General features: G+C 42.7%; 17 protein-coding genes. 7 read left to right on the top strand and 10 right to left on the bottom strand.

What is annotated here, in order from left to right; all coding sequences use genetic code 11:
- Positions 1 to 39: 39 nt before the first annotated feature.
- From murB to BDE36_RS21190, 4 genes are all read left to right on the top strand, one after another.
- Positions 40 to 1,056 (top strand): UDP-N-acetylmuramate dehydrogenase, encoded by a 1,017-nt coding sequence (gene murB / locus BDE36_RS21205; RefSeq protein ID WP_141816402.1) that lies wholly within the window; start codon positions 40 to 42, stop codon positions 1,054 to 1,056.
- Positions 1,057 to 1,228: 172 nt separating this feature from the next.
- Positions 1,229 to 1,768 (top strand): sigma-70 family RNA polymerase sigma factor, encoded by a 540-nt coding sequence (locus BDE36_RS21200; RefSeq protein ID WP_128770464.1) that lies wholly within the window; start codon positions 1,229 to 1,231, stop codon positions 1,766 to 1,768.
- A gap of 293 nt (positions 1,769 to 2,061) precedes the next feature.
- Positions 2,062 to 3,033, top strand: coding sequence for a polyprenyl synthetase family protein (locus BDE36_RS21195; RefSeq protein WP_128770465.1), 972 nt, complete (start codon positions 2,062 to 2,064; stop codon positions 3,031 to 3,033).
- A gap of 2 nt (positions 3,034 to 3,035) precedes the next feature.
- A complete protein-coding gene (locus tag BDE36_RS21190; protein WP_141816401.1) occupies positions 3,036 to 4,121 on the top strand; it encodes a TerC family protein in 1,086 nt (361 codons plus the stop codon).
- Between the two features lie 39 nt (positions 4,122 to 4,160).
- Here BDE36_RS21190 and BDE36_RS21185 read toward each other — a convergent pair whose 3' ends face one another.
- From BDE36_RS21185 to recJ, 3 genes are read right to left on the bottom strand one after another with little or no spacing between them, the layout of a single operon-like run.
- On the bottom strand, positions 4,161 to 5,681 hold the full coding sequence (locus BDE36_RS21185; protein WP_141816400.1) for a GH3 auxin-responsive promoter family protein: 1,521 nt from the start codon (positions 5,679 to 5,681) through the stop codon (positions 4,161 to 4,163).
- Positions 5,678 to 6,430 (bottom strand): LPS export ABC transporter ATP-binding protein, encoded by a 753-nt coding sequence (gene lptB / locus BDE36_RS21180; protein WP_128770468.1) that lies wholly within the window; start codon positions 6,428 to 6,430, stop codon positions 5,678 to 5,680. Before lptB ends, BDE36_RS21185 begins: the two co-directional genes overlap by 4 nt.
- Before the next feature lie 12 nt (positions 6,431 to 6,442).
- Positions 6,443 to 8,143, bottom strand: a complete 1,701-nt coding sequence (gene recJ, locus BDE36_RS21175) for a single-stranded-DNA-specific exonuclease RecJ (protein WP_128770469.1) — start codon at positions 8,141 to 8,143, stop codon at positions 6,443 to 6,445.
- 96 nt (positions 8,144 to 8,239) lie between these two features.
- On the opposite strand from recJ, the gene BDE36_RS21170 reads away from it, so the two are divergent.
- Positions 8,240 to 9,013, top strand: coding sequence for an MBL fold metallo-hydrolase (locus tag BDE36_RS21170; RefSeq protein WP_202618160.1), 774 nt, complete (start codon positions 8,240 to 8,242; stop codon positions 9,011 to 9,013).
- A 123-nt stretch (positions 9,014 to 9,136) separates the two neighbouring features.
- Here BDE36_RS21170 and BDE36_RS21165 read toward each other — a convergent pair whose 3' ends face one another.
- Entirely contained in the window at positions 9,137 to 9,730 is a 594-nt protein-coding gene (locus tag BDE36_RS21165) for a YceI family protein (RefSeq protein ID WP_128770471.1), read from the bottom strand.
- 150 nt (positions 9,731 to 9,880) lie between these two features.
- Here BDE36_RS21165 and treF point away from each other — a divergent pair, with 150 nt between their 5' ends.
- Positions 9,881 to 11,497 (top strand): alpha,alpha-trehalase TreF, encoded by a 1,617-nt coding sequence (treF, locus tag BDE36_RS21160; RefSeq protein ID WP_235904345.1) that lies wholly within the window; start codon positions 9,881 to 9,883, stop codon positions 11,495 to 11,497.
- Between the two features lie 151 nt (positions 11,498 to 11,648).
- Here the strand turns inward: treF and pruA are convergent, their stop codons facing one another.
- On the bottom strand, positions 11,649 to 13,283 hold the full coding sequence (pruA, locus tag BDE36_RS21155; protein ID WP_141816398.1) for an L-glutamate gamma-semialdehyde dehydrogenase: 1,635 nt from the start codon (positions 13,281 to 13,283) through the stop codon (positions 11,649 to 11,651).
- 147 nt (positions 13,284 to 13,430) lie between these two features.
- Between pruA and BDE36_RS21150 the strand changes: the two genes are divergently transcribed.
- Positions 13,431 to 14,810 (top strand): sugar porter family MFS transporter, encoded by a 1,380-nt coding sequence (locus BDE36_RS21150; RefSeq protein WP_141816397.1) that lies wholly within the window; start codon positions 13,431 to 13,433, stop codon positions 14,808 to 14,810.
- An 80-nt stretch (positions 14,811 to 14,890) separates the two neighbouring features.
- Here BDE36_RS21150 and BDE36_RS21145 read toward each other — a convergent pair whose 3' ends face one another.
- From BDE36_RS21145 to BDE36_RS21125, 5 genes are read right to left on the bottom strand one after another with little or no spacing between them, the layout of a single operon-like run.
- On the bottom strand, positions 14,891 to 17,467 hold the full coding sequence (locus tag BDE36_RS21145; RefSeq protein ID WP_141816396.1) for a BamA/TamA family outer membrane protein: 2,577 nt from the start codon (positions 17,465 to 17,467) through the stop codon (positions 14,891 to 14,893).
- A 49-nt stretch (positions 17,468 to 17,516) separates the two neighbouring features.
- On the bottom strand, positions 17,517 to 19,850 hold the full coding sequence (locus BDE36_RS21140) for a GAF domain-containing protein (RefSeq protein ID WP_141816395.1): 2,334 nt from the start codon (positions 19,848 to 19,850) through the stop codon (positions 17,517 to 17,519).
- 42 nt (positions 19,851 to 19,892) lie between these two features.
- Positions 19,893 to 20,765, bottom strand: coding sequence for an SdiA-regulated domain-containing protein (locus BDE36_RS21135; RefSeq protein ID WP_202618159.1), 873 nt, complete (start codon positions 20,763 to 20,765; stop codon positions 19,893 to 19,895).
- Positions 20,758 to 22,833: a polyphosphate kinase 1 gene (gene ppk1, locus BDE36_RS21130; protein ID WP_235904343.1), complete on the bottom strand. Its 2,076-nt coding sequence runs from the start codon at positions 22,831 to 22,833 to the stop codon at positions 20,758 to 20,760. The genes BDE36_RS21135 and ppk1 overlap by 8 nt, the downstream gene beginning before the upstream one ends.
- On the bottom strand, positions 22,820 to 24,040 hold the full coding sequence (locus tag BDE36_RS21125; RefSeq protein WP_141816394.1) for a Pycsar system effector family protein: 1,221 nt from the start codon (positions 24,038 to 24,040) through the stop codon (positions 22,820 to 22,822). Before BDE36_RS21125 ends, ppk1 begins: the two co-directional genes overlap by 14 nt.
- Between the last annotated feature and the right edge of the window lie 204 nt (positions 24,041 to 24,244).

Genomic DNA, 24,244 nt, shown 5'->3' with positions numbered 1-24,244 from the left:
CGATTTTAATCCGAAATTGGACCCCGAAAAATATAAAAGATGTTGCATATTTCAGAGAATGTTTCGCTAAAGGAACTTAATACATTCGGAGTAGAAGCATACGCCAGATGGTTAGTTACAATTAATTCAGAGAACGACCTTCAGGAATTGTTTTCTGACGGGAGATGGAAAGGGGTACCACAGCTTATAATAGGAGGGGGAAGCAATATATTATTTACCCGCGACTTTGAAGGACTTGTCATCAGAATGAATATTAAAGGAATAAGTCACGAGGTAAAAGGCGCAGATATCTTTGTTAAAGCAGGTGGTGGGGAAGTGTGGAACGATCTGGTGAAATACTGCGTAGGAAACGGTTTCGCCGGAGTTGAGAATTTAAGTTTGATCCCTGGAACTGTGGGGGCTTCGCCCGTTCAAAATATTGGTGCTTATGGTGTGGAATTAAAAGATGTGTTCTACTCGTGCAGGGTGTTTAATGTGGAAAGCGGAAAGATAAGTGTTTTCTTAAAAGACGATTGTGCATTTGGCTACAGGGATAGTATCTTTAAAAAGAGCCTCAAGGGTAGGACTTTAATTACTGAGGTTTGCTATAAGCTTTCTGCTATTCCTGATATCAATACGAGTTATGGCGCCATAAATCAGGAATTGATGAATAGAGGGATAGAGAGTCCTGATATAAAAGACATTTCTGATGTAGTATCTTCCATACGGGTTAATAAACTGCCGGACCCCTCTACCATAGGAAATGCCGGAAGCTTTTTTAAAAACCCGGTGGTTTCGGCAGATGAATTCAGACAATTACAGTCTGTTTTTCCAGACATAGTACACTACTGTCTATCAAATAGTACAATAAAGCTGGCCGCTGGCTGGCTGCTTGAGCAATCCGGCTGGAAAGGTAAAAAAATTGGTGAGGCCGGCACCTGGAAGAACCAGGCGTTGGTGTTGGTTAATTTCGGAAATGCTACAGGATCAGATATTTACGCGCTTTCTGAACGCATTATTGAGGATGTAAGGAACCGATTTGGCGTTACATTAGAGCGTGAAGTAAATGTTATATAATGTGTAATTTGAGTTAATTCTTTATTAAATTATTCTTATTCATGGCCTGATTTTAAAAGACGTCGGTGGTTTAGCATAGTTGTTGCACTGGTCAGAGCAAGTTAGTTTATGAAAAACAACTGATTGCTTTAACAGATAATTAATGTAACAATCACCCTTAACTCCTTTAAAAATGACTAAGATCGAATTTAATACAATGGTTATGCGTCAGGCAGGTTCATTAAAGATGTATGCTCTGCATTTTACCCACGATGCAGATGATGCAAATGATCTGGTTCAGGACACTTTATTAAAAGCTATTACGTATTACAATAAGTTTAAAGAAGGTACTAATCTTAAAGGATGGTTGTATACTATTATGAAAAACACTTTCATTAACAACTACCGTCGTTTTGTGAAGATCAGTTCCTTTGTTACCAAATCCGAAGAAATTTCCTCTGCGAATCTTGTATTCAGTTCTACAAAAAATCAGGGCGAATCTAAATTTATAATGGATGATATTAAGCTGGCTTTAGGCAAGCTACCTCAGGAGTACTACGTGCCATTCAGCATGTACTTCGAAGGGCATAAATATCATGAGATCGCTGATTATTTGAGTATCCCTATTGGAACTGTTAAAACTCGTATACACGTTGCACGTAAATTACTTAAGAAGAGTCTTAAGCCTTATGACAACGGTGTAAAGAAACCTGTTTACGCAGAGATTGACTAAAGCCCCTTTTCTAAACTCATCATACTAAAAGTCCTCAGGTGCCCACCTGGGGCTTTTTTTTTGGCTTTCAGCTGAAAGCTATCAGCCTTCAGTAATCAGCCGTCAGCTGTTTATTCACCTTTCTCCTTTCACCTTTCACCTTTCTGCTTTCACCTTCCTGCCCAGCCTGCACCTACAACTCGAAACCCTACCCGCAACCCACTTTCAACTTTAAACTTTCAACTTGATACTTTTTAGGTTATGTTTGCAGTTTAAGGGCAACTAGCACTGCCAGGCACTCTTTAAAGGATTTCATGTCAAAGCTCGACGAGATAAAAAGACCGATAGAAAAAGAACTGGATAATTTTGAGGCGAAGTTCAAATCCTCGATGAAGAGTTCCGTTCCTCTCCTTGATCGCATTACTCATTATATAGTTAAGCGAAAGGGAAAGCAAATCAGGCCTATGTTTGTATTCTTCTCCGCAAACCTCTGTGGTGGTGTTTCAGAAGCGACTTACCGGGCGGCCACTTTTGTAGAGCTTATCCATACTGCAACCCTGGTTCACGACGATGTGGTTGATAATTCATATGAAAGGCGAGGCTTCTTTTCAGTGAACGCCTTGTGGAAGAATAAAGTAGCGGTTTTAGTTGGCGACTATCTTCTGGCGACTGGAATGCTGTTGGCGTTAAATAATGAGGATTTCAAGTTGCTCAAGATCATTTCCGATACAATGAAGGAGATGAGCGAAGGTGAATTGCTGCAGATGGAAAAGGCGCGGAAACTGGACATCAGTGAAGATATTTATTACGAGGTAATCAGGCAGAAAACTGCTACACTTATTGCTTCATGCTGCGCCTGCGGTGCTTCATCAGCCGGAGCTGATGAAGAAACTGTACGACGCATGCGTCTCTTCGGCGAAAAAATCGGCATGGCATTCCAGATTAAAGACGACCTTTTTGATTTTGGTACAGACGACGTTGGAAAGCCGCTTGGAATTGATATCAAAGAGAAGAAAATTACCCTGCCGCTGATATATGCCTTAAGTAAGGTTGGAAAATCTGAAAAACAACGGATCATTAATCTCGTTAAGAACCATAATGAAGACAGCTCAAAGGTGGCCGAAGTAGTTCATTTTGTGAAGAATAACGGGGGCCTGGCCTATGCAGAAATGCAGATGCTCAGATTTCAGGACGAAGCTTTTGAAATCCTTAATACATTTCCCGAAAACGAAACCCGGATAGCCCTTGAGCAGTTAGTAAGGTTCACCACTGAACGTAAAAAGTAGATATGTCAAGCGAAATTGTTTTTTTTGGAGGGTTTTTACTCTTTATTATTTTGATGTTGTCCATCGACCTGGGCCTGTTTAATAAACGTGATCATGCTGTAAGTTTAAAAGAAGCAGCAATAATGAGTTCGGTATGGGTGTCGCTGGCTATTGGGTTTTATTTTCTCCTGCTCGCAGAAGGTCATAAGTTACATGGTATTGAGACTTTTGAACGGCTTGCTTTCATCACGAAAAGCCACCTTCATAATATCCAGTTAAATCCTCACGATTTTTATGGCAGTCTCCAGATATACCGGCAGAACCTTGCTCTCGAGTTCTTAACAGGCTATGTGATTGAATACGCTCTCTCCGTGGATAATATTTTCGTAATGGTATTGATCTTTACTGCTTTTTCCGTGGAGCCCAAATACTACCACCGCGTTTTATTTTGGGGAATTGTGGGCGCTGTAATCATGCGCTTCCTTTTTATTTTCCTCGGAGCTACGCTTATCAATCAATTCGGTTGGATCCTTTATGTATTCGGAGCGTTTCTGGTTTACACGGGAATAATGATGTTTGTCAACCGGAATCAAGAGGAGACTATTGATCCTGAAAATCATAAAGTGGTTAAATTTGCCTCGAGGTACTTCTCTGTTTATCCTCAGTTTGTTGGGAACAAATTCTTTATTAAAAAGCAGGGAAAGAAGTATATAACACCTCTTTTTTTAGTTTTACTTATTATTGAGTTTACCGATCTGATCTTTGCCGTAGATTCTATCCCTGCAATTTTTGCAGTCACCAAGGATCCTTATATTGTTTTCTTTTCTAATATATTCGCTATTCTCGGCCTAAGGTCGATGTTCTTCCTGTTAGTAAATATCATTCACAAGTTTCATTATCTGAAAGTAGGGCTGGCGGTTCTCCTCGTGTTTATAGGCGTGAAAATGCTGGCGCACGGTTGGTTGAAGAGCTGGGGTTTCACAACATCCCATTCTTTGCTGATAATTGTGCTGATATTGACAGTGAGTGTCGTGGCTTCCTTAATGTTTCCAAAAAAACGGAAAAAGAAATCAGGACATGACAATGAGCAATTGAAAATGGACAATTGAGAATGAAGCGGGGGATATCTCAGTTTCGAAATATTCCTATCAGCCCTTCTTTTTCATCAACAGCAGTATCTGCTCTACGTATTGCCTTTCATTAGCCAGTCTGGGTACTTTATGCTGTCCGCCAAGCTTGCCGAGACTCTTAAGCCAGTTATAAAATGTACCTTCGGGGGCTATGTGTATTAAAGGACGGCGTAATGCCATGTCTTTAAAACGCTTAGCATCGTAATCCGAGTTTATTTCTCTTAAGGTATTGTCCAGCGTGTCGGTGAAGATCTCTATGTTATTGGGCATCTGCTCAAATTCAATGATCCATTCGTGTCCGCCGGCGTCATTTCCTTCAAAATAAATAGGACAGGCAGTATAGTCGCGGATAATCGCTCCTGTTTCGGAGCATGCTTTTGTCAGTGCTTTTTCGGCGTTATCTATGATCACCTCTTCTCCAAAGGCGTTGATAAAATGTTTCGTTCGGCCTGTAATTTGTATCCTGAAAGGCGATAGCGATGTGAATTTTATTGTGTCACCGATCATATAGCGCCATAGGCCTCCATTGGTCGATATGATAAGGGCGTAATTCTTGTTTATTTCCACCTCCGAAAGACCAAGGGTTGAAGGGTTTTCATCACCAAAGTTTTCCATCGGCAAAAACTCGTAGAAGATCCCGTAATCAAGCATCAATAGCATTTCTTCGGAGTCTGAAAGATCCTGAATGCCAAAAAAACCTTCTGATGCATTATAGGTTTCCAGATAATACATTGAGTCAGAGGGGATTAGCTTCCTGAACTGTTCCCTGTAAGGTGTGAATTTTACTGCTCCGTGGATATATAGTTCCAGATTAGGCCAAATTTCCAGCAAATTATCCTTCTCTGTAAGTTCCAGTAGTTGTTTTGCAAGTACAACGGTCCATGTTGGCACTCCCGAGATATTTGTCACATTTACATGCTCAGTCGCTCTGGCCATGGCATCGATCTTCTGCTCATAATTGTCCATTAATGTAATAGACATATCCGGTGTTCGGTAAAATTCGGCCCAGAATGGTAAATTTTTGATTAGAACAGCAGACAGATCCCCATAGAAAATATTCTCATTAAGGTTATTTACCTGGTGACTGCCACCAAGGGCCAATGATTTGCCGGTAAAGATCATAGAGTCCGGCCTGTTATTACAATAGATAGAAAGCATATCCTTGCCCCCTTTGTAATGACATTCTTCCAGCGACTCTGCACTCACTGGAATAAACTTACTCCTGTCGTTTGTCGTTCCGGAGGATTTTGCAAACCAGTTTATTTCTGAACTCCAGAGAATATTCTGTTCACCCTTCATCATCCTTTCGATGTAAGGTTTCAAAGTCTCATAGCTCTGTACAGGGAAGGCCTGCTTAAACTGTTCCTGATTAAATATATAATCGTAGTTATGGAGCTTACCCCATTCGGTAGTTCTTGCCGATGCTATGAGGTTTCTGAACACTTCGTCCTGTACATCATGCGGATACTTAACAAATAGATCTATCTGGTGCATTCTTTTCTTCATGAACCAGGTAAAAATTGAGTTTACAAAAGTCATGACGAGGGCGTGTTGCTGGGTTTCTTTTTACGAAGTTCGAAATGCTGGCCGAGATAGAATTTTCTGGCCATCTCATTGTTTGCTATTTCCTGTGGAGTGCCTGTTAGCATAATTTTTCCCTCTGTCAGAAGATAAGCTCTGTCTGTTATAGAAAGGGTTTCCTGCACATTATGGTCTGTAATCAGGATTCCAATATTTCGGTTCTTTAATTTGGCTACAATAGATTGTATTTCTTCAACCGCAATGGGATCCACTCCGGCAAATGGTTCGTCAAGAAGAATAAAATTCGGATCTGCTGCGAGTGCACGGGCGATTTCTGTTCTTCTGCGTTCCCCTCCCGAAAGCAAGTCGCCTCTGTTTTTCCTGACACGGTGTAAACTAAATTCAGTAAGAAGTTCTTCAAGTTTATCCTTTTGTTCTGCCTTGCTAAGTTTCGACATTTCGAGAACGGCTTTTACATTATCTTCTACAGTAAGCTTCCTGAATACGGAGGCTTCCTGGGCAAGATAACCAATTCCCTTTTGCGCACGCCGGTACATTGGGTCGGACGTGATATCTTCAGACTCTAAATAAACATGCCCCTCATTTGGTTTGATCAGGCCTACAATCATATAAAATGAAGTCGTTTTTCCTGCTCCATTCGGGCCAAGCAGCCCTACAATCTCGCCCTGCTCTACATGAAAAGAAACATTGTTAACTACCGTCCGTTGTTTGTATTTTTTTACAAGATTCTCTGCTCTAAGTATCATGTTGCTTTATGCTTATGATGCACTTCTGATCCCTTTAATGTTAAGTTGTACACTACGTTTATCCTTCCAAATGTTTTCTTCGATAGTATAACATATATCAAAGACCTGTCCCTTGTCGACCAGAGGCAAATACTGGCCCATTCCAAAACCGATGCAGTCAAACGCTGGCGATCCTTTCTGTTTTACAGTCATCTTAATGTGGTTGCTGCCAACAATCGAGGCCGAACCGCAAACGTACACGTTTTTACTGAGAAAAACAGGTGTTGGGTTCAGCGGGCCGAATGGAGCAAACTGGGTAAGAACTCTGAAAAACTTACCATTAATGGCTGCGAGATCTAAACTTCCGTCAATACTGATTTCCTGTGTAAGCAATTGGTCAGGGATCGTTTGCGAAACAATATCCTCAAACCGCTCTCGAAGTGCATGAATATTTTCCGGCTTAAGAGTTAGTCCTGCTGCATATTTATGGCCTCCAAACTGCTCAAGAAGATCGCTGCATCCGCTGAGCGCTTCGTACAGGTCAAACCCTAATACCGAACGTGCCGAACCTGCGATATGTCCGTTCGACTTCGTCAGTACAATGGTCGGTCTGTAATATTTCTCCGTTAATCTCGAGGCCACTATTCCAATTACTCCCTTATGCCAGCCTTCATTATAAACCACTGTGGTTTTGCGGTTCAATAAAGCCGGCTCTGCTTCTATCATTTTTAATGCCTGCTCTGTGATAGAAACATCATGCTCTTTTCGCTCCGCATTCTTCAGATCTACCAAGGCGCTCTGACTTTTTGCTGCTTCACGTGTCGATGATATTAGGAGATTCACAGAATGCCTGGCATCGTCTATTCTGCCGCATGCATTAATCCGCGGACCGATAGTAAACACTACATCCGAAATGGTATATTGTTTTTTACCCGATAACTCCATGAGCGCAGACAGTCCATAACAGGGCGACTCATTCAGTCGCTTTAGACCATACCACGCGAGCGTCCTGTTTTCGCCTGTAACCGGTACGATATCCGATGCAATACTTACAGCTACCAAATCGAGATAGCATAAAATACTTTCGAAGGGAATATCATTGCGCTGAGCAAAGGCCTGGATTAGCTTAAATCCTAAGCCACAACCAGAAAGTTCTTTATAGGGATAGTTGCAGTCGGCACGCTTTGGATCAAGAACCGCTACTGCATCTGGCAGGGCAGTTCCGGGGAAGTGATGGTCACAAATGATAAAATCAATACCTAAACTGTTGGCATAATCAATCTTATCGTTTGATTTTATTCCACAGTCCAGAGCGATAATCAGGCTGAAGCCGTTCGCAGCTGCGTAATCTACTCCCTGAGTTGAAATTCCGTATCCTTCCTTATATCGGTCAGGGATATAATATTCAATAGAATAGTGGTATTTGCTGAAAAAATGGTAAACCAGCGATACTGCTGTCGTGCCATCTACATCGTAATCACCGTAAATCAGTATCTTCTCTTTATTCCTTAACGCTTGCTCGATCCTTACAACAGCAGCCTCCATATCTTTGATTAGAAAAGGATCATGCAGATGGCAAAGATCGGGCCTGAAAAAACAGCGTGCAGCTTCAAAAGAAGTGATACCACGGCTTACCAGCAAGGCAGCAAGAACTTCATCTATATTTAATAGATGTTTCAGTTCCTCTACAGCCTTGTGGTCTGTAACTTCATTTTCTACCCACCTTTTTTGCATATCTTTGTTTAGGCTACGGGATAAATATACTATTTAATCTCTTATTTATTCGGCGTTTGTTTTTAAGTTGTTCACTGTCAGTTTATTCAGTTTATTGTGAAAGTTGTTCCATTATACGAAGGTTCTTACTCTGTTGATAAATCAAAAAAATTTATTCCCTTCGATCCGGAAGTACATAATCCGAAAGATCGTCCCGCGTCATTGTTTGTTTATGTCCAGCCATTCCTGGTCGAAACATCGGCGGGTTTACTCGTTTTTGATACGGGACTGGGCTACAAAAATGATGAGGGGAAGCTTATAATTCATGAAAACATACGAAAAGCCGGGTATGACCCCGAAGACGTAAGTATGGTACTGATGTCGCATCTCCATTTTGATCATGCCGCAGGGATGATCTTCGATAATAATGGCAGTATGCAGCTCACTTTTCCTAATGCAGAGTACGTCATCAATCGCAATGAATGGGAAACAGCATACAGTAGCCATTCAAGCTCTTACCATACAGATATATTCGACGTAGTTCAGAGAAGCGGAAGCATTCATTTTATAGAAGGCAACGGACAGCTGAATGAGCGGATCAGCTACGAAGTTACGGGCGGACACTGTCCCTTTCACCAGGTATTTCTTATCAATGATGGAGGCGAAAAGGCGTTTTACGGAGGAGATATCCTTCCCGAACCCGAGCAGCTACTACGCAGATTTAAAGCAAAATACGACTTCGATGGAGCCCGTTCAATGGAACTTCGCGAAGAGTTCGGAAAACTCGCCGCAAAAGAAAACTGGCTTTGCCTGTTCTACCATGCTAAAAGTGAACCTATGGGCAGGGTAGAACTGAAGGATGATGCTTTCAGGATACGGGGAGAGTTGTGAGTTGCAGGTTGCAGGTTGTGAGTTTCACTGTTTAATTAATAAATAGATGAGTTAAGTATCTTGCTCTGAATATATTAACTTACAACACACACAACTTACAACCCTCAACCTACAACTCACAACTTATTTTTTCCCTGCCAGATTAATCGATAGTGTAAATTCGTCGTCAATTGCTTTGTCGCCTATACCGCCGAAAAAGCTCTTGGAACCGTATTTAATGTCGTATTTCGTTCTGTCAACTTTAACTCCTTTGGCAACAGCAACGACGGCGTTGCCTTGTCTTTTTACAATAGCAGGAAAAGTGATCGGTTGAGTGATTCCCTTGATCGTAAGATCTCCGGTGATGTTCACCTGATCCGTTCCCGCAGGGCTCACTTTAGTAATCCTGAACTCGGAAGTGGGGTGTTTCTCAACCGAGAAGAAATCATCCGATCTTAAATGCCCGATTAGTTTCTGCGCTGATTCTCCCTGCAGGTCAACTACAGCGATACTGTTCATATCTGTTGTAAATGAACCACCCTGAAGCGATTTGCCGTTAAATACCAGGTTTCCTGAGGAGATCTTAACCGTCCCATTATGCTTCCCTGTTACTTTTGCCGCAACCCACTCTATTGATGAGTTTTTAGTGTCAATTGTAAATGTTTCTGTTTTTAAAGCTGGTTTGAATGCCGCGAATGCCAGTATTGCAACTGCTGCGAAAAGTGTTTTTATTTTCATCTTTCTGATTTTACATCCAAAAATAGATGATTAGTTGAGATATGTATGTTGTAACTTATATTCTTTCTAAACTGTGACAATTCGGGAGAAGAGTATTAGGAAACTTCTCTGGCATATTTCGTGTTCTTACTGTGTATTCTTTTTCCGATTATGATGAACTTGAAGCCAACTTCGTTCCTTTCAGTAGTTTTGATTCTCATTTCTCTTGCCTCGTGCAAAGAAAAGAAGATGGTAAAACACGATTCGCCGCGCGACTTATATCCGGCTCTTTTTGAAGCCGTACAATCAGCGGGTATATTTGAAGATAGTAAAACCTTTCCTGATTGTACTCCCAAGGGTAAGCCTGATGATATCATCCAAGAATATCGGGAAAATAAAAGCAAACCTGACTTTAACCTACATGATTTTGTAGAGAAAAATTTTGAGTTACCTGATCATGCTGGCAGCATCTATAAAAGTGATATCAAAGCCGGGGTAGAAGCTCATATCAATGAGCTTTGGAAAGTACTGCAACGGAACCCCGACAAGTATGCTCAATATACATCGCTCATTAGTTTGCCTTTCCCTTATATAGTCCCGGGAGGACGTTTTCGCGAAATCTATTACTGGGATTCGTATTTTACAATGTTAGGGCTCGAAGAAAGCGGACGGGGCGACCTTGTGGAAAATATGCTGAATAATTTCGCGTTTCTGATACGTACATATGGTTTTATTCCCAATGGCAATCGAACCTACTACCTCACCCGTTCACAGCCTCCTTACTTCTCGCTTATGTTAAAGCTGTTGATGGAGAACAAGAAAGGGAAAGCAGATTCTGTTCTCAAAGCAAACCTTGATGTGCTTGAGAAGGAATACCATTTCTGGATGAACAATGGTAGAAAGAAAGAGATTGCCACTGGCCATGTGGTCCATTTGCCCGACGGATCAGTTATGAACCGATACTTTGACGCGGGCGACTGGCCGAGGGAGGAAGCCTATAATGAGGATGTCACGACTGCTGTAGAGAGCAAACGTCCAAAAAGTGAAGTATATCGCGATCTACGTTCAGGAGCTGAATCAGGCTGGGATTTCAGCAGCCGCTGGTTTGCGGATGGTCGCTCGCTTCCTACAGTTCGTACAACAGCCATTATTCCAGTTGACCTCAACTGTCTTCTTTATCATCTAGAGCAGATGCTTGCCATCGCATACAACCGGGATGGAGACGGTCGTGCACATAAGCATATGCTTGAGCAGGCCCGTCTACGAAAGAACGCGATACTGCGTTATTGCTGGGACCGTAATACCGGATGGTTCAAGGACTACGACTGGAAAGAAAAGGTGCAAACCCAGTCTTTAAATCTCGCCGCGACATATCCTTTGTATTTCAAAATAGCAACTCAGGGCCAGGCCGACAGTGTCGCCCAATTACTCAACCAGCGTTTTCTGAAACCCGGCGGCCTTGTAACGACATTGGTTAATACCGGACAGCAATGGGATTCCCCCAATGGCTGGGCCCCACTACAATGGATGGCAATTGCCGGACTCAAAAACTATAATAAGAATGATTTATCCTCAGAGATAGCGGATCGCTGGAGCAGACAAAATATCCGGGTATTTAACAAGACCGGCAAGCTGCTCGAGAAGTATAATGTTACCGATACTACGTTAATAGCAGGCGGCGGGGAATATCCCAATCAGGATGGCTTCGGCTGGACAAACGGCGTATTGTTAAAGATCCTGAAGATGGAAGGAAAGAAGGACCTGAATAAAACTTCCAGGTTTTTTTGATTTGCTTGTAAGCGTTTGTAAAATAAGACAAAAAAAGAGCTGTCCAAAGACAGCTCCTTAATTTTTTCAGCTTTAGCTTTCGGCTATTAGCAATCAGATTTTGCTTTTAGCTTTTCCCTTTCACCTTTTAACACACAACTCACAACCCACCTCAATCTTCCTCGTGAAAAGGATAGCGGTAATCTTTCGCAGGATCAAGTGTTTCCTTGATCGTTCTTGGCGAAACCCAGAAGAGCAGGTTGATCATAGAACCTGCTTTGTCATTCGTGCCCGAGCCTCTTGCACCGCCAAACGGTTGCTGGCCTACAACGGCACCTGTACATTTGTCGTTAATGTAGAAGTTCCCGGCAGAATTGCGCAGAGCATAAGTCGCCTTTTCTATAACATAACGGTCACGTGCAATCACAGCCCCGGTTAAAGCATAGATAGACGTGTTGTCTATCACATTAAGAATCTTATCAAACTCCTCATCGTCATAAACATGAACTGTTAATATCGGGCCGAACAGTTCGTCGCACATGGTAATATAATATGGATCTTTAGTAACGATTACGGTAGGTTCAATAAAATATCCCTTTGATTTATCGTAAGACCCGCCTGCGATAATCTCCACGCTGTCATCTGCTTTCGCGTCATCAATAGCTTTCGACAGCATATTGAATGACTTTTCGTCGATCACTGCATTGACGAAATTGCTAAAGTCTTCCACCGGACCAACTTTGAATGTTGCAAGGTCGCGTTGCATCAGCTGGCGAAGTTCTGGCCATACAGATTTTGCTATATACACTCTCGAAGCAGCAGAGCACTTTTGCCCCTGATACTCGAAAGCACCTCTTAAAATAGCAGTGTTAGCAACTTGTAGGTCGGCCGAGCCGTGAACAAGGATATAGTCTTTCCCTCCTGTTTCGCCAACTATCCTCGGATAGCTTTTATATTTATGAATGTTATTTCCTATAGTTTTCCAGATGTCCTGAAATACTCCGGTTGATCCCGTAAAGTGAATTCCTGAAAAATCAGGATGATTAAATATGACGTCACCAGCATCCGGACCGGAAACATATATTAGGTTAATCACTCCATCTGGCAAACCAGCCTCGATAAGGACCTCCATGATTACCCGCGCTGCGTAGATCTGCGCATTTGATGGTTTCCATACCACAACATTACCCATCAGGGCCGCAGAAGTGGGAAGATTGCCGGCGATAGCGGTGAAGTTAAAGGGCGTAAGTGCAAATACGAAACCTTCCAGGGGCCGTTGCTCCAGTCGGTTCCAGCTTCCCCTCGGAGATACAGGCGGCTGTTGGCCATAAATTTCAGCCATATATTTTACGTTGAAGCGTAAAAAGTCGATCAGCTCACAAGCGGAATCTATTTCTGCCTGGTAGGCATTTTTTGACTGACCGAGCATGGTAGCAGCATTGATCTTGTAGCGGTAAGGACCGGCAATCAGGTCAGCAGCCTTCAGGAAGATAGCAGCGCGTTGTTCCCATGCTAAAGCTTCCCAAGCTTCTTTTGCTGCCAGAGCGGCATCAATAGCCTGCTGCACATGCTTCTTTTCACCTGCATTGTACCAGCCGATTACTTGCTGATGATTATGAGGAGGCCTGATCTCAACCTTTTTATCCGAACGTATTTCTTTTCCGCCTATATACATCGGAATATCAATCTGTTCAGAATATGCTATAGAAATGGCTTCTTTTAATAGTGAGCGTTCTCTGCTGCCGGGTGCATAAGATAAAACCGGTTCATTCACCGGCGCAGGTACATTGAAGAATCCCTTTGTCATAAATCAATGAATTAGGCTGCAAAGATACAAATTTGCGTGTTTCTTTAGGATTCTGCTTATCAGCAGGGTGTCATTGTTTTTTTGACGAAACTTTATTGCTAAATCATTTTAGTTTTTATATTTGAAGCAACCAATTGATAAAAAACCATGCATGCACAATCAGGCAATATTAATGCAGAAAACACGTCCAATAGAAGATCATTGTCTAATTCCAGGTACGCTATACGGATTTCGCTTATAGCCGCACTGGGAGGGTTTCTCTTCGGATTTGAAACAGCGGTGATTTCGGGCGCCGAAAAAATCATTCAGCAGTTGTGGTCATTAAGCTCATTCTGGCAAGGTTTTACGGTAGCCGCCAGTCTCATAGGCACAGTTATCGGTTCATTAATAGCCGGAGTGCCTGCCCAGAAATTTGGACGTAAAAAAGTGCTGATGGTTATAGCTATTATGTATTTACTTTCCGCTATAGGCTGCGCCCTTACGTCCACATGGTTGTTATTTATATCATTCAGGGTGATTGGCGGCCTGGCAGTGGGCGCCTCCTCTGTTGTCGGACCGATGTATATTTCTGAGGTTTCCCCTGCTCATCTGCGCGGAAGGCTCGCCGGATCTTTTCAACTGATGATAGTTACAGGTATATTTGTAGCGTACCTAACCAACTTTTTATTTGCAGGGATGGGCGATGAAGGATGGCGGTGGATGCTCGGGATTATGGTAATACCGGCAGCGCTGTTTGCTATTCTATTGCAATTCATTCCCGAAAGTCCCAGGTGGCTCGTGCTGAACAACCGCGATCATGAAGCAAAGATGGTGTTCGAAAGAATTGGAGAAGATAATGCCCTTGATTTAATCCGCATAGAACATGAATCGTCCAAGAAGGGGACGAAAGAAAGCTTGTTTAACGGGAAATTCAATAAACCGATACTTTATGCAGTGATACTCGCCATGTTCAATCAGCTGTCGGGCATTAATGCCATTCTCTATTACGCCCCGAGAATATTTGAAATGGCCGGGTTTGGTAAGGCCGATGCTTATCTCCAGCCTGTTTACATAGGCGCGGCCAACCTGTTTTTTACTCTTCTGGCTATGACAGTGATTGATAAGTTTGGAAGAAAGAAGTTGTTGCTGATTGGCTGTACCGGGATGATCGTTTTCCTCGGACTGACAGCTAATGCTTTTAGTTCCTCAGACGGCGTACACAGTGGAGTTCTGATTTATATTATCGGTTTTATTGCGTTTTTTGCTTTTTCTCAGGGTGCTGTGATATGGGTGTTCATCTCAGAAATCTTCCCTAACTCCGTCCGGTCGCAAGGCGGCTCCCTCGGAAGCTTCACCCATTGGATCATGGCCGCCATTATATCGTGGACTTTTCCTGTAATTGTAGAAAGTAGTCCCAACGGTGGTTTTTATTCCTTTGTATTTTATAGCGTGATGATGGTTATCTCCTTCATATTTATTTGGCGCGTTATGCCCGAAACGAAAGGAAGGTCGCTGGAACAGATACAAAAGGAGCTGGGGATAAAATAAAGGGTTTAGGACATAGATGCTGAACGTATAATTTGCCTCCATACTAACACGGGGCGTAAGCCCCGTGTAGGAAATCGTCTTTAAAAATTAAACCCAACAGAAATATAAGGCAGCGATCCCTCTTTGGAAAAACCAACCGCTCCCTGGATCAGGATCAGCTCTGCAGGGACAACATATAATCCGCCGCCATAACCGTGGTGCCACTTGTTTGATGATTGAGATGGGAGCCATACTCTTCCCGTGTCGTGAAATCCGAGAACGCCAACTGAGCCGGGAAAAAGATAGGAGGTGAAATGAAAAAGCCGTAAGCGGAGATCCAGATTATGATATAGCATTGTTTTGCCGGTAAAACGGTTTGTGTGAAAGCCTCGCAGATTGTTTACCCCGCCAAGCTGCATCTCCTGAAAGAATGCAGGATTGCCGAACGTTGTTCCTCCGCCCAATCTGTTTGCGATCACGAGATCAGATCCAGGGGGGGATACGTATAAGCTAAGGTCTGACTTAAGGCTTCCATAACTGTTGTTTTCGCCGTTCATTTGCCTTTTAGCGGTTATATGCATGTTCCAATACACTCCTCTTGTCGGCATAGATTCATCGTCCCTTGTGTCATATCTGGCTCCTGCGACTAAGCCGGCGTAAAGCTTGTCTGAGAACACATTGGCCTCAGGGTTTGAAATAGCATAGCTTTCAAAAAAGTGAGCCTTGTTGTCTTCTTCTGCACTCGTATAAAACTCAGTGCCGATGCCAGCATTTACCCTTAGATTTTTTACAATGTTTCTATGGAGACGAACGCTTGCCGTAAGATAGTCGAAACGATTGCGGTAAAAACCTATCCCTCCTTCATCATGCCGCAGAAAAATGCTTTCATTCCCCCGCCCGAAAAAGTTAGTTTGATTATTAGGCCCCCATGAATTTAAGTCAATGCTGAGGTCGTTTTTTCCTATTGCTTTTTTGAACTCCCCCAGGTAGTTGAAAATGTAGGAATTTCTTCCGGTGGAGTAGTTAGCCCAGAACTCATGCTTCACAGCGAAAGGGGTTTTTCTGAATCCCTGTTTTTCATAGAGGATGCCTGCCCTTAGCTGGATACCCTGGTCTATATTGTAATTTATGAGCGCCATGGGACCAAAACGGTCGTATTTGAAAGCTTTACGGTCAAAAGAGTTTACGGTACTATCGTTAGAAAGCCGGAGTTTTGCCAGAGAGCGGTCTGGAAATATATTACTGTCGGGCTGGTCGTAAATATATAAGTGCTTCCTGTTGGTGAAAGAGCTGTTTACAGAAAAAACATCGCGATCTTTTCCTCCTGCCAAACGGACTTTGATAGCCGGCTTCCCCTTACCGCTCACGGTGTAAACATCTTCCCCTGCCAGCCCATAGATTCTTATCTCATTTGTTTCTTTGGGTATAAATACACGCTGATAGAGCAGTCTTCCTTTACTGCCATCCTTTTTTTTGTTATATACGCTAACTTCAATGTTCCCGTCACGGCGGTATTTAACATCAATAAATTCCCTTTTTTGAGAAAGCGGAATATCCACGTTTCCGGCAAGAAAATGATAGTAATCCAGTGCGATTTTATTCAGGTTATCCCTCCGGCCTTTAAGCTTGTCCAGTACATCCAAACCGCTTAATGCAAAAATAGTATCAGGCATTTGCCTTATTGCTTTTTCAGCAAGGCTATCTGTAATTGTCTTCTGTACATTGGCGATTTCCTCCTTCCAGTCGTTTTCAGCAAGCTGAGTAAGGAAATAACGATCAAAGTACCGGGCGTTATAATTCCAGCCGGCAATGTCCCTTATCCCTTTGTCATAAGGCTGGAGGTTTGATTTAAGCCATTGATGGGAGAGGATCCATGGGAAAACACCCGAAGTTTTATAAAAAACCTTATCGCGGTCGCGGGGGACAGGCGTATAGATTTTTTCACCCTTCGATTTCTCGCGGCCCCATCGCCAGTTATCCTCGTGACGGTCCCAGTCGCCAACCATAAAGTCGAGCAGCCGAGCCCGCAGTACAAGCTTTTGAATAACCCTGGCATCATTATCTTCCTCCAGTTCATCCTGAACCTTCAGCGTATTATCAGTATCTTCCAACCCCACCGGTTCTCTTTCCTCAAAAAGGTACACTGCGTTGGCGAATTCCTCTCTGTATTCGCCCAGTCCCGGATCGTCGGCTACATAAACTATTTCAGGGTTTGAATGCGGAAGCTGAAGCGCTTCTGCCAGTAACGGAACCGCTAGTGCCCCATAAGGATGCGCAGTAGAAACCTGATCCTGGAGGATATCCCTTGCAACAGTCGGCCTGAGGTTTTCAGGAAGTCCGCGCTCGGGGTATTTTTGGATAGTGCGCAGTACCCATTCCTGCCCCTGGCCGTCTTTAAGCCGCAGTGATTTGGTTTGCATGCCGCCGCCCAGTTTAACAACAGACAAACCGCCCCGCTCACTTTTTAAATCGAGAATACGCATCCGCACGGGGGTAGCCCATAGTTTCCGGTAGTTTTCGCCAAGCCAAAAACGATGTGAGCTGCTAACCTCATTGTATTCAGGTGCTATAGCAATGGTGATAGTATCGCGACTCTGCGGCTTGTTACCAACGGCCAAAGCTGCAGATCCATAAAGAAGAATTATAAAAGAAATAGTCAGTTTGTTGTAAATCAGCATCCTTTAGTCTCGTCTGTTAGTCAAGCTGCAGCAATGTGCGTCCCTGTCGTTAATCGTTATAGTTTACCCCCACCCTGAGAGCCTTCAGTCCTGTAACTCCTTGTAATTCTTCCAGCTCGAGATGCTCCAGATCGATTTTCAGCAAGGTCTGTTCCTGCAGATAAGAGATATATTGAACATACTCCTCGGCTTCTTTATAGTTAAAGTATACAAGCGCTATTTTGTCGGGCTGCGTCAACCGTTCTTCACTTCCTTTTAAACGCACCTTGTCTATCCTCTTTTTCAGGATTTCGTATCTGATGTTATACGTTCCTTCAACATCAAACCTTCGTTCATCATTCCTGAAACTGATATCTATCGGATTTGAGTGGATGAAAATTAACTGTGTCGTTTGCAGTGGGATGGCCGTTTTTGATAAAAGTGAGTGAGTAATGCCGGCTATTTCGATCATTGATTTAAGTTGCCACAAGCGAAGGTTCTTTATATAAAGATTATTGAATGCTTTGTCGGGTGCTATAGATTGCCCAATGTAAATATCATATTCCACGCCGTCGGTTCTGAACTTCTCAAAATAACAGGGATAGGACTGCTGCAACTCGGGCTGAACCTGCTCCATATAGGAGTTGACCGAATCGTTAATCGTTTGAATAGAAGCTTCAAGCTCCCTTCTCCTTGAAAAAGCGATACCATCGTCGTGCTTTGTTGCCCGAAAGTATTCCTGCAATACCCCGGTCAGCTCAGGTGATGTACTTTTAAAATGCAGCAGGAATGGATCTGCCTTTTGTTCAAAAAACTGCGACAGCAGGATTTCGTCATTGGTGCCCATTTGAGCGCTGATCTTTTCTGCCCATTTATTGCACTCATAAATCAGTTCGTCAATCAGAGTGAGTTGGTGATGCTTTTTAATTTCGAGCAGGGTATTGGCACACAATCTCAAAAGAACGGCAGAGTCTTCCTTTACGGCGAGGTTTCTCGCCGTTGTTGAGTCGCGGATGTCTATAGCTCCGTAAAGGGGATAAACATCTTTAAACGAAATGGTTTCTATTTCAGCGCTTGCAGCACCGTCTTTCCTCTTCGCCTTAAGATAATTCCAGGCAGCTTCATTAAACTTCCATTGAACGGAAGGTTGAAGAGATGTGAATTTTCTTTTAATAACTCTTTCTATTTTTGATTTGAATTCATCTGCCACATTCTGCAGTAGCTGTGCAAGCAGGGGTATGGCAAGTTCAAGCCGCGCGAGAATATGCTCATACGAAATTGTCCCTTCACGGCTGTAGATCTCCAGAACACCTGGTAGTTGATTGTTGTAAAATATAGGTAATACAGCATACGAGACAATGCCGTTCTGCCTCAACAAATCCAGCACAGGGTGAAGTTCTGTCTTCTCTTCGGTTAAGGTTCCAAAGAAAACGGGCTTTGGATTCTTTTGATATGAATTGACCAGAACCTCAAATATCTCGTCGACAGAATCTTTCTGTAATGCACAGTTAACCAGAATACTTCTGAATGAATCATTGTCTTCAAAAACGGGTTTGCCATTTAACATAAGAAAAGGAAGCAGGCCAAACTCAACTTTATTGTCGCCCGCTAAGGTTTTTAAAGACTGAATAACAGACTCGTATAATGCAGCCGGATTGTAGTCATTGCTTATGATCAAATTCCTGATGTTCTCGATCGCATGTCTTAATGTAACATCCGAAAAAGTCAGAACCGAAAATCCATCAACTCTGAAAAGTTCCAGGGGTAGTAATTCAATAAGAGTCTGGTATGCCTCTTTGTCGTAAATATGGTGTTCTATGTCTGCAATGTTGAGGTCTGGAAGTGGTCCCTTAAGAGATATATCGATAAAGCGGGTATCCGCCTGAATACTTAAATACTTAGAAAGCCCTGTATGGGGATCGGTGTAAGCGTAGAGCTTTTCATCTTTGATGAACGCGTCTATATTATAGTATTTTTTCAGTACGAGAGAATATATAAACTCATATTTAGACCTCTCAAAGTGCTCGTGATCGTTACTGTGGTTAGCTAAAATGTTATTCTCAAAAAATTGGGCGAAAGCATCCGTACAATAAAAGATAGCTTCAGGGACCGGAGTGCCCAGAGCCCAGAGGTAGTCTTTTTCAGCTGTTATTAGCGGAGTCAGGGTTGCAAAGATAAGTTCGAGTATGTCCTTTTTGTTTACAACACACTCAGGCTCAACTCGGTCAGAAGCTAAGCCGTGTTCATTGAATTTATCAAGAATAAAATCATAAAACTTTTTCTTTTCCGAAGCTTCGGTGTCTGCCCTGTCGGAAAGAATCTGGAGGAAGGGTTTAAACGATAACGCAGAGTCTACGATCTGACGACCTGCTTCTTTATTAAACCGGAGAACCGCTGATTTCATTTTGATAAATTAAGGAATTTTGTTTTAAATGCCAGGAAAAGATTACTGTTTCCTGGCTTTCTGTGTCGAATAAACAAATTTGAGAATATTACCTGTGCTTAGCTCGTCTCCTTCGTTAGATATATAAAGATTGTTATGAATATCAAAGGCAATACCCTCTGGTTGAAGAAAAGATCCCGAATTTAAATCATACGCCGCTTTGGTTTTAAATGCCCCATCGCATACAACGAGCGAATTGTTTGCCGAAGAGAGAATGAACCATTCACCCGTTTGGGGGTTCTTTGCCAGTGCGGATGGCTGGAAACGGGTATTCTTCTTCCCTGGGGAATTTTCAACATCATCAGCATTCACAACGAATGTTTTTTCCATAACCAGCTTATCCGCTGATTCAACCTTCAGGATATATCCTGTGCTCTCACTTGTACCCTTGTCGGTTTTGCAGTTTTTGCACAGCACGTAAAGCCGGTTGTCCGACTCGTCGGCGAACATTCCTTCATATTCTCCTTTTGGTAACATCCCTTTGATTTCATTCACCATGCCAGCCTCTTCGCCCATAGGCTTAGTAAAAGAAAAGATCGTTCCATTACTTTTAAGAACAAACATCTGGCCCTTCAGAATGGCGAGGTCTTCATAATCACCGCTCTTGCTAAACTTTGAATGCTTTGCTCTGTCATCCCCTAAACGCAGACGAAATATCTTTCCCTCTTCATCCTGCACTGCATAAACGGTGTCCGAATTGCCTTTACTAAACTGGATGCCTGATATTTCCAAAAGCGATTCAGGCATGTTAAATTTTTGCGGGTTTGAAAGATCATATCCATCGGGACTCCTGGTGGGCGTATTGCTCTGACCGCATGCCGCAAGAAATGCATATGATAATACTGCAGCAATATGCGTAAATCTTAAATTAATCATGTTCTGTCGTTATTTGATCATTCTTTGAGTATATCAGATCATAAATAGCCTTCTGAGATTGAACCGCTCTATTGCCTGTGCTTAAAGGAGCATTCATATCCGAAGAGGTTATATTTACCGCCTGAATGTTGTCCATTAGCTGGAGATTTAGAATGGAGATAATCTCCTTCTTAACATCCCCGTCTAAAATAGGAAAACAAACTTCGATCCTTCTGTATATATTGCGGTTCATCCAGTCTGCCGAACCGAGGAACAGTTGCTGCTCGCCGCCGTTGTTAAACAAAAATATTCGTCCATGTTCAAGATAGCGGTCGACTATCCTTCTAACCTTGATATTCTCACTCATCCCTTCAACACCAGGTATCAGACAGCATATGCCACGAACAATTAAGCTGATCTTAACTCCTGCAGCAGAAGCTTCATATAATTTGCTGATCAGAACCTGCTCCTCCAGATTATTAAGCTTGATCGTTACCGCAGCCTCCTTACCCTGATTGGCAAACGATATCTCTCTATCGAGTAATTCGAGGAAACGGCTCAGAAGGTTGAATTGAGATACCAGAAGGTATTTAAAGGGGATTAGCTCCGGTGATTTGGGCCGTTCTTTTCTCGCCAGGAAAATAAAGAGCAACTCAATTTCTCTTAAGATTCCTTTGTGTGAAGTCATCAGGATATGATCGGTATACAAAGAGGCTGTTTTTTCGTTAAAATTCCCCGTTGCAAGTAATCCGGTATATTTTAAACGCGTCCCGTCCCTCTTTTTTACAAGAGCTATCTTAGCATGTACCTTAAGGGACGAAATACTATAAATAAGCCGTACACCGGCCTCCTTCATCTTTCTAGCCCACTTAACGTTGTTTGCCTCATCGAACCTGGCCTTAAGTTCTACAAGAACGGTAACTTTTTTTCCGTTCTTTGCAGCGGTTATCAGCGCATTTACTATTCTCGAGTTGCTGGCCACTCTGTAAAGGGTAACGTATATCTCCTCAACATCTGCGTTTGTAGCTGCTTCATTGAAAAACCGGAGGACGGGATTGTATGAATGGTATGGCGTGTGAAATATCAGATCTTTATGTGCTATTTGCTGGCACATGGGCAATGCAGCCTTTATTGAACTAACACGAACAGGTTCCCATTTCTTATAAGAAAGATCCCTGTTGAAGTATGGAAAGTTCATCAGGTCTTTAAGGTTATGATAAACCCCGCCTTCCATAAATTGCGCGTGCTTCAGGTTCAGTTTATTATTTATGATCTTGAACATCGTTCCCGGAATGCCGGGCTGATGAAGAAAGCGTGTGGCCAGCCCCTGTTCCCTTTTTAATATGACCCTGGAAATCTGATCCAGTAAATCTCCGGAATACTCATCAGCAAGATCGATTTCTGCATCCCGTGTAACTTTGAAGCTAAAGCACTCCGTAACAACTGATCCTTTGAACAGCAGGTCGGTATTGTATCTCACAATATCGTCGAGAAAGACAATATAAAGAATGCCATCCTCCGCTCTTTTGCTGTAGAAGCGGGGTAGCTGATCGGAAGGAATATTCACAATGATAGTATGCTCTTCGCCGTCTTTCACAACATTCAGAAGGAAATAAAGCTTATTGTTTTCAGGAAAGAAGCCGATCGTTTCATCACTAAGGTTAACTAACTGCAGAAACGCCAGTACTTCATTCAGGAAATACTCCCTTATATCATCCTGTATAATTTTTGGCAGGGGCTCATTGTATATAAGATGTACTTTATGGTCTTCCAACCGGGGAAGGATGCTTTGTGTTAAAATATTACCGAAGCGGGCCTGCTGTATATTTATAATGGCGCTTGCATTTTCGGCAATAATGTTATTGTCTTTTTGCTTCTTTTCAATTTTGCCCAGCGCTTTGATAACCGGCATCCTTACTCTGAAAAACTCGTCGAGATTTGATGAATAGATGGAAAGAAACTTTATCCTTTCGAGTAAGGGTATGTTTTCCCGGGCAGCCTCTTCTAGTACACGTTCGTTAAAAGACAGCCAGCTTATATCCCTGTTAAAAAAAGAATTCGTCATCGTATCCTGATTAATCTTTCCCATGTATGGCAGAAGCAATGATGAACGCAAGTACGGAGATGATCAGGCCGTACATGAAAATATTGTAAGCGATACGCAGCAGGCGGTATTTGCGGCCCAGTACCACACCCTGTGAGTAAACATCGCGTATGAGGCTTCCGTAAAGAAATTCTTTGTCGTCCATCGTCTTCCACATTCCCGCAGCATAATCATCGAGGCTCATTTTGTAAAAGTTCCCGAAAAAAAGAAGGTTCACCTTTTTCTCTTCTATATCCTTTTGAACGAAAGTGCCTTCGGGAATACTCGGCCGGGTGGCAAGTATCGCGTAGATCATCGTTAAGAGGCTTGCGGTCAAAAGAAGAAAGGTGGGAAGAGCCAGATACATATTGTCTTCAAGCCGGCGCAGCAGCAAACTGATAATTGCTGAAAGGATGATCGAATTCACAGTAATAAGGATGTGTGCCTTATTATCGGCCATATCACTAAGCCGCTGATGGTTCGAAGAGCTGATCCTGAACATCGTTTCTATCCCTCTTTCGGGTTTATCCTTATTCTTTTTCCCCAGCGGTTCAGCTAGTGGGACTGTTGCGGGCAGTTCGGTATCAAAAGTTCGTTCCTTTGGCTTATCACTTTCCGGAGTCGCCTTTTTCCTAAGCTCCCGGAGGTTTTCCTCCTTCTTGTCCGACAGAAGTAAACGGCAGAAATCTGTATGAAACTGATGTTGTTCAAGCAGCTTTATTGTACTCCGTCTCCATTCACTTTTATCGACCGGAATATGATGAAGAGCCTCATACTCCTTTCTCATTCGTTTGTTGTTTTCTTTAAAATCGTCTGTGCCGAAATGAAAAAGGTCGGCATCGCAAATGATTTGTTCGTTCAGGTTGGATGGATGCTGTGGGATACGGGTAGAGAGAATGCATGACTTTACTTCAATATCGATAGCCTCGTCCATTCCGTGCTCTTTTAAAAACGCAACGGCCATATCGGCTCCTTTCTGCTCATGATTGGATGTGGAGGCATAATAGCCTATATCGTGAAACCAGGCTGCACACAGTACAACGAAGAAGTTTTTATCATCCAGCTGGTAATGGTTGGAAATATTCGTCGCCGCCTTAACAACTGCTTCTGTATGCTTAAGATTATGGTATGTGAAGTCAGCTTTGTCATTTTGCTTATAGTAAGAGGTAACATAATGACGAACCTGATCAAGCACCGATTGATAATTATTCATTTCTGACTGGATTGAAGTTCAAACGCAATTTAAGAATGAATTCTCATTCTATCTCATAAATGGGTTATTCTTATCTGACAAACATCCAAATTTTGTCTAAAAGACAGTTTTTCGCTTTATATGTTTCATGGTTTATATCTTCTCAGTGCGATAACACGAGCGTCTGCATCTTGCCTGCCGTAAATTTGAGACAAATCGGCAAAA

Source organism: Arcticibacter tournemirensis, assembly GCF_006716645.1.
Classification (GTDB): Bacteria; Bacteroidota; Bacteroidia; order Sphingobacteriales; family Sphingobacteriaceae; genus Arcticibacter; species Arcticibacter tournemirensis.
This window is presented reverse-complemented; position numbering and strand designations above follow the sequence as displayed.

What these genes read in the sequence shown, in the direction of transcription:
- murB (WP_141816402.1), top strand. Translation starts at nt 40, where the DNA reads ATGTTGCATATTTCAGAGAATGTTTCGCTAAAGGAACTTAATACATTC.
- BDE36_RS21200 (WP_128770464.1), top strand. Translation starts at nt 1,229, where the DNA reads ATGACTAAGATCGAATTTAATACAATGGTTATGCGTCAGGCAGGTTCA.
- BDE36_RS21195 (WP_128770465.1), top strand. Translation starts at nt 2,062, where the DNA reads ATGTCAAAGCTCGACGAGATAAAAAGACCGATAGAAAAAGAACTGGAT.
- BDE36_RS21190 (WP_141816401.1), top strand. Translation starts at nt 3,036, where the DNA reads ATGTCAAGCGAAATTGTTTTTTTTGGAGGGTTTTTACTCTTTATTATT.
- BDE36_RS21185 (WP_141816400.1), bottom strand. Translation starts at nt 5,681, where the DNA reads ATGACTTTTGTAAACTCAATTTTTACCTGGTTCATGAAGAAAAGAATG.
- lptB (WP_128770468.1), bottom strand. Translation starts at nt 6,430, where the DNA reads ATGATACTTAGAGCAGAGAATCTTGTAAAAAAATACAAACAACGGACG.
- recJ (WP_128770469.1), bottom strand. Translation starts at nt 8,143, where the DNA reads ATGCAAAAAAGGTGGGTAGAAAATGAAGTTACAGACCACAAGGCTGTA.
- BDE36_RS21165 (WP_128770471.1), bottom strand. Translation starts at nt 9,730, where the DNA reads ATGAAAATAAAAACACTTTTCGCAGCAGTTGCAATACTGGCATTCGCG.
- treF (WP_235904345.1), top strand. Translation starts at nt 9,881, where the DNA reads ATGATGAACTTGAAGCCAACTTCGTTCCTTTCAGTAGTTTTGATTCTC.
- pruA (WP_141816398.1), bottom strand. Translation starts at nt 13,283, where the DNA reads ATGACAAAGGGATTCTTCAATGTACCTGCGCCGGTGAATGAACCGGTT.
- BDE36_RS21150 (WP_141816397.1), top strand. Translation starts at nt 13,431, where the DNA reads ATGCATGCACAATCAGGCAATATTAATGCAGAAAACACGTCCAATAGA.
- BDE36_RS21145 (WP_141816396.1), bottom strand. Translation starts at nt 17,467, where the DNA reads ATGCTGATTTACAACAAACTGACTATTTCTTTTATAATTCTTCTTTAT.
- BDE36_RS21140 (WP_141816395.1), bottom strand. Translation starts at nt 19,850, where the DNA reads ATGAAATCAGCGGTTCTCCGGTTTAATAAAGAAGCAGGTCGTCAGATC.
- BDE36_RS21135 (WP_202618159.1), bottom strand. Translation starts at nt 20,765, where the DNA reads ATGATTAATTTAAGATTTACGCATATTGCTGCAGTATTATCATATGCA.
- ppk1 (WP_235904343.1), bottom strand. Translation starts at nt 22,833, where the DNA reads ATGGGAAAGATTAATCAGGATACGATGACGAATTCTTTTTTTAACAGG.
- BDE36_RS21125 (WP_141816394.1), bottom strand. Translation starts at nt 24,040, where the DNA reads ATGAATAATTATCAATCGGTGCTTGATCAGGTTCGTCATTATGTTACC.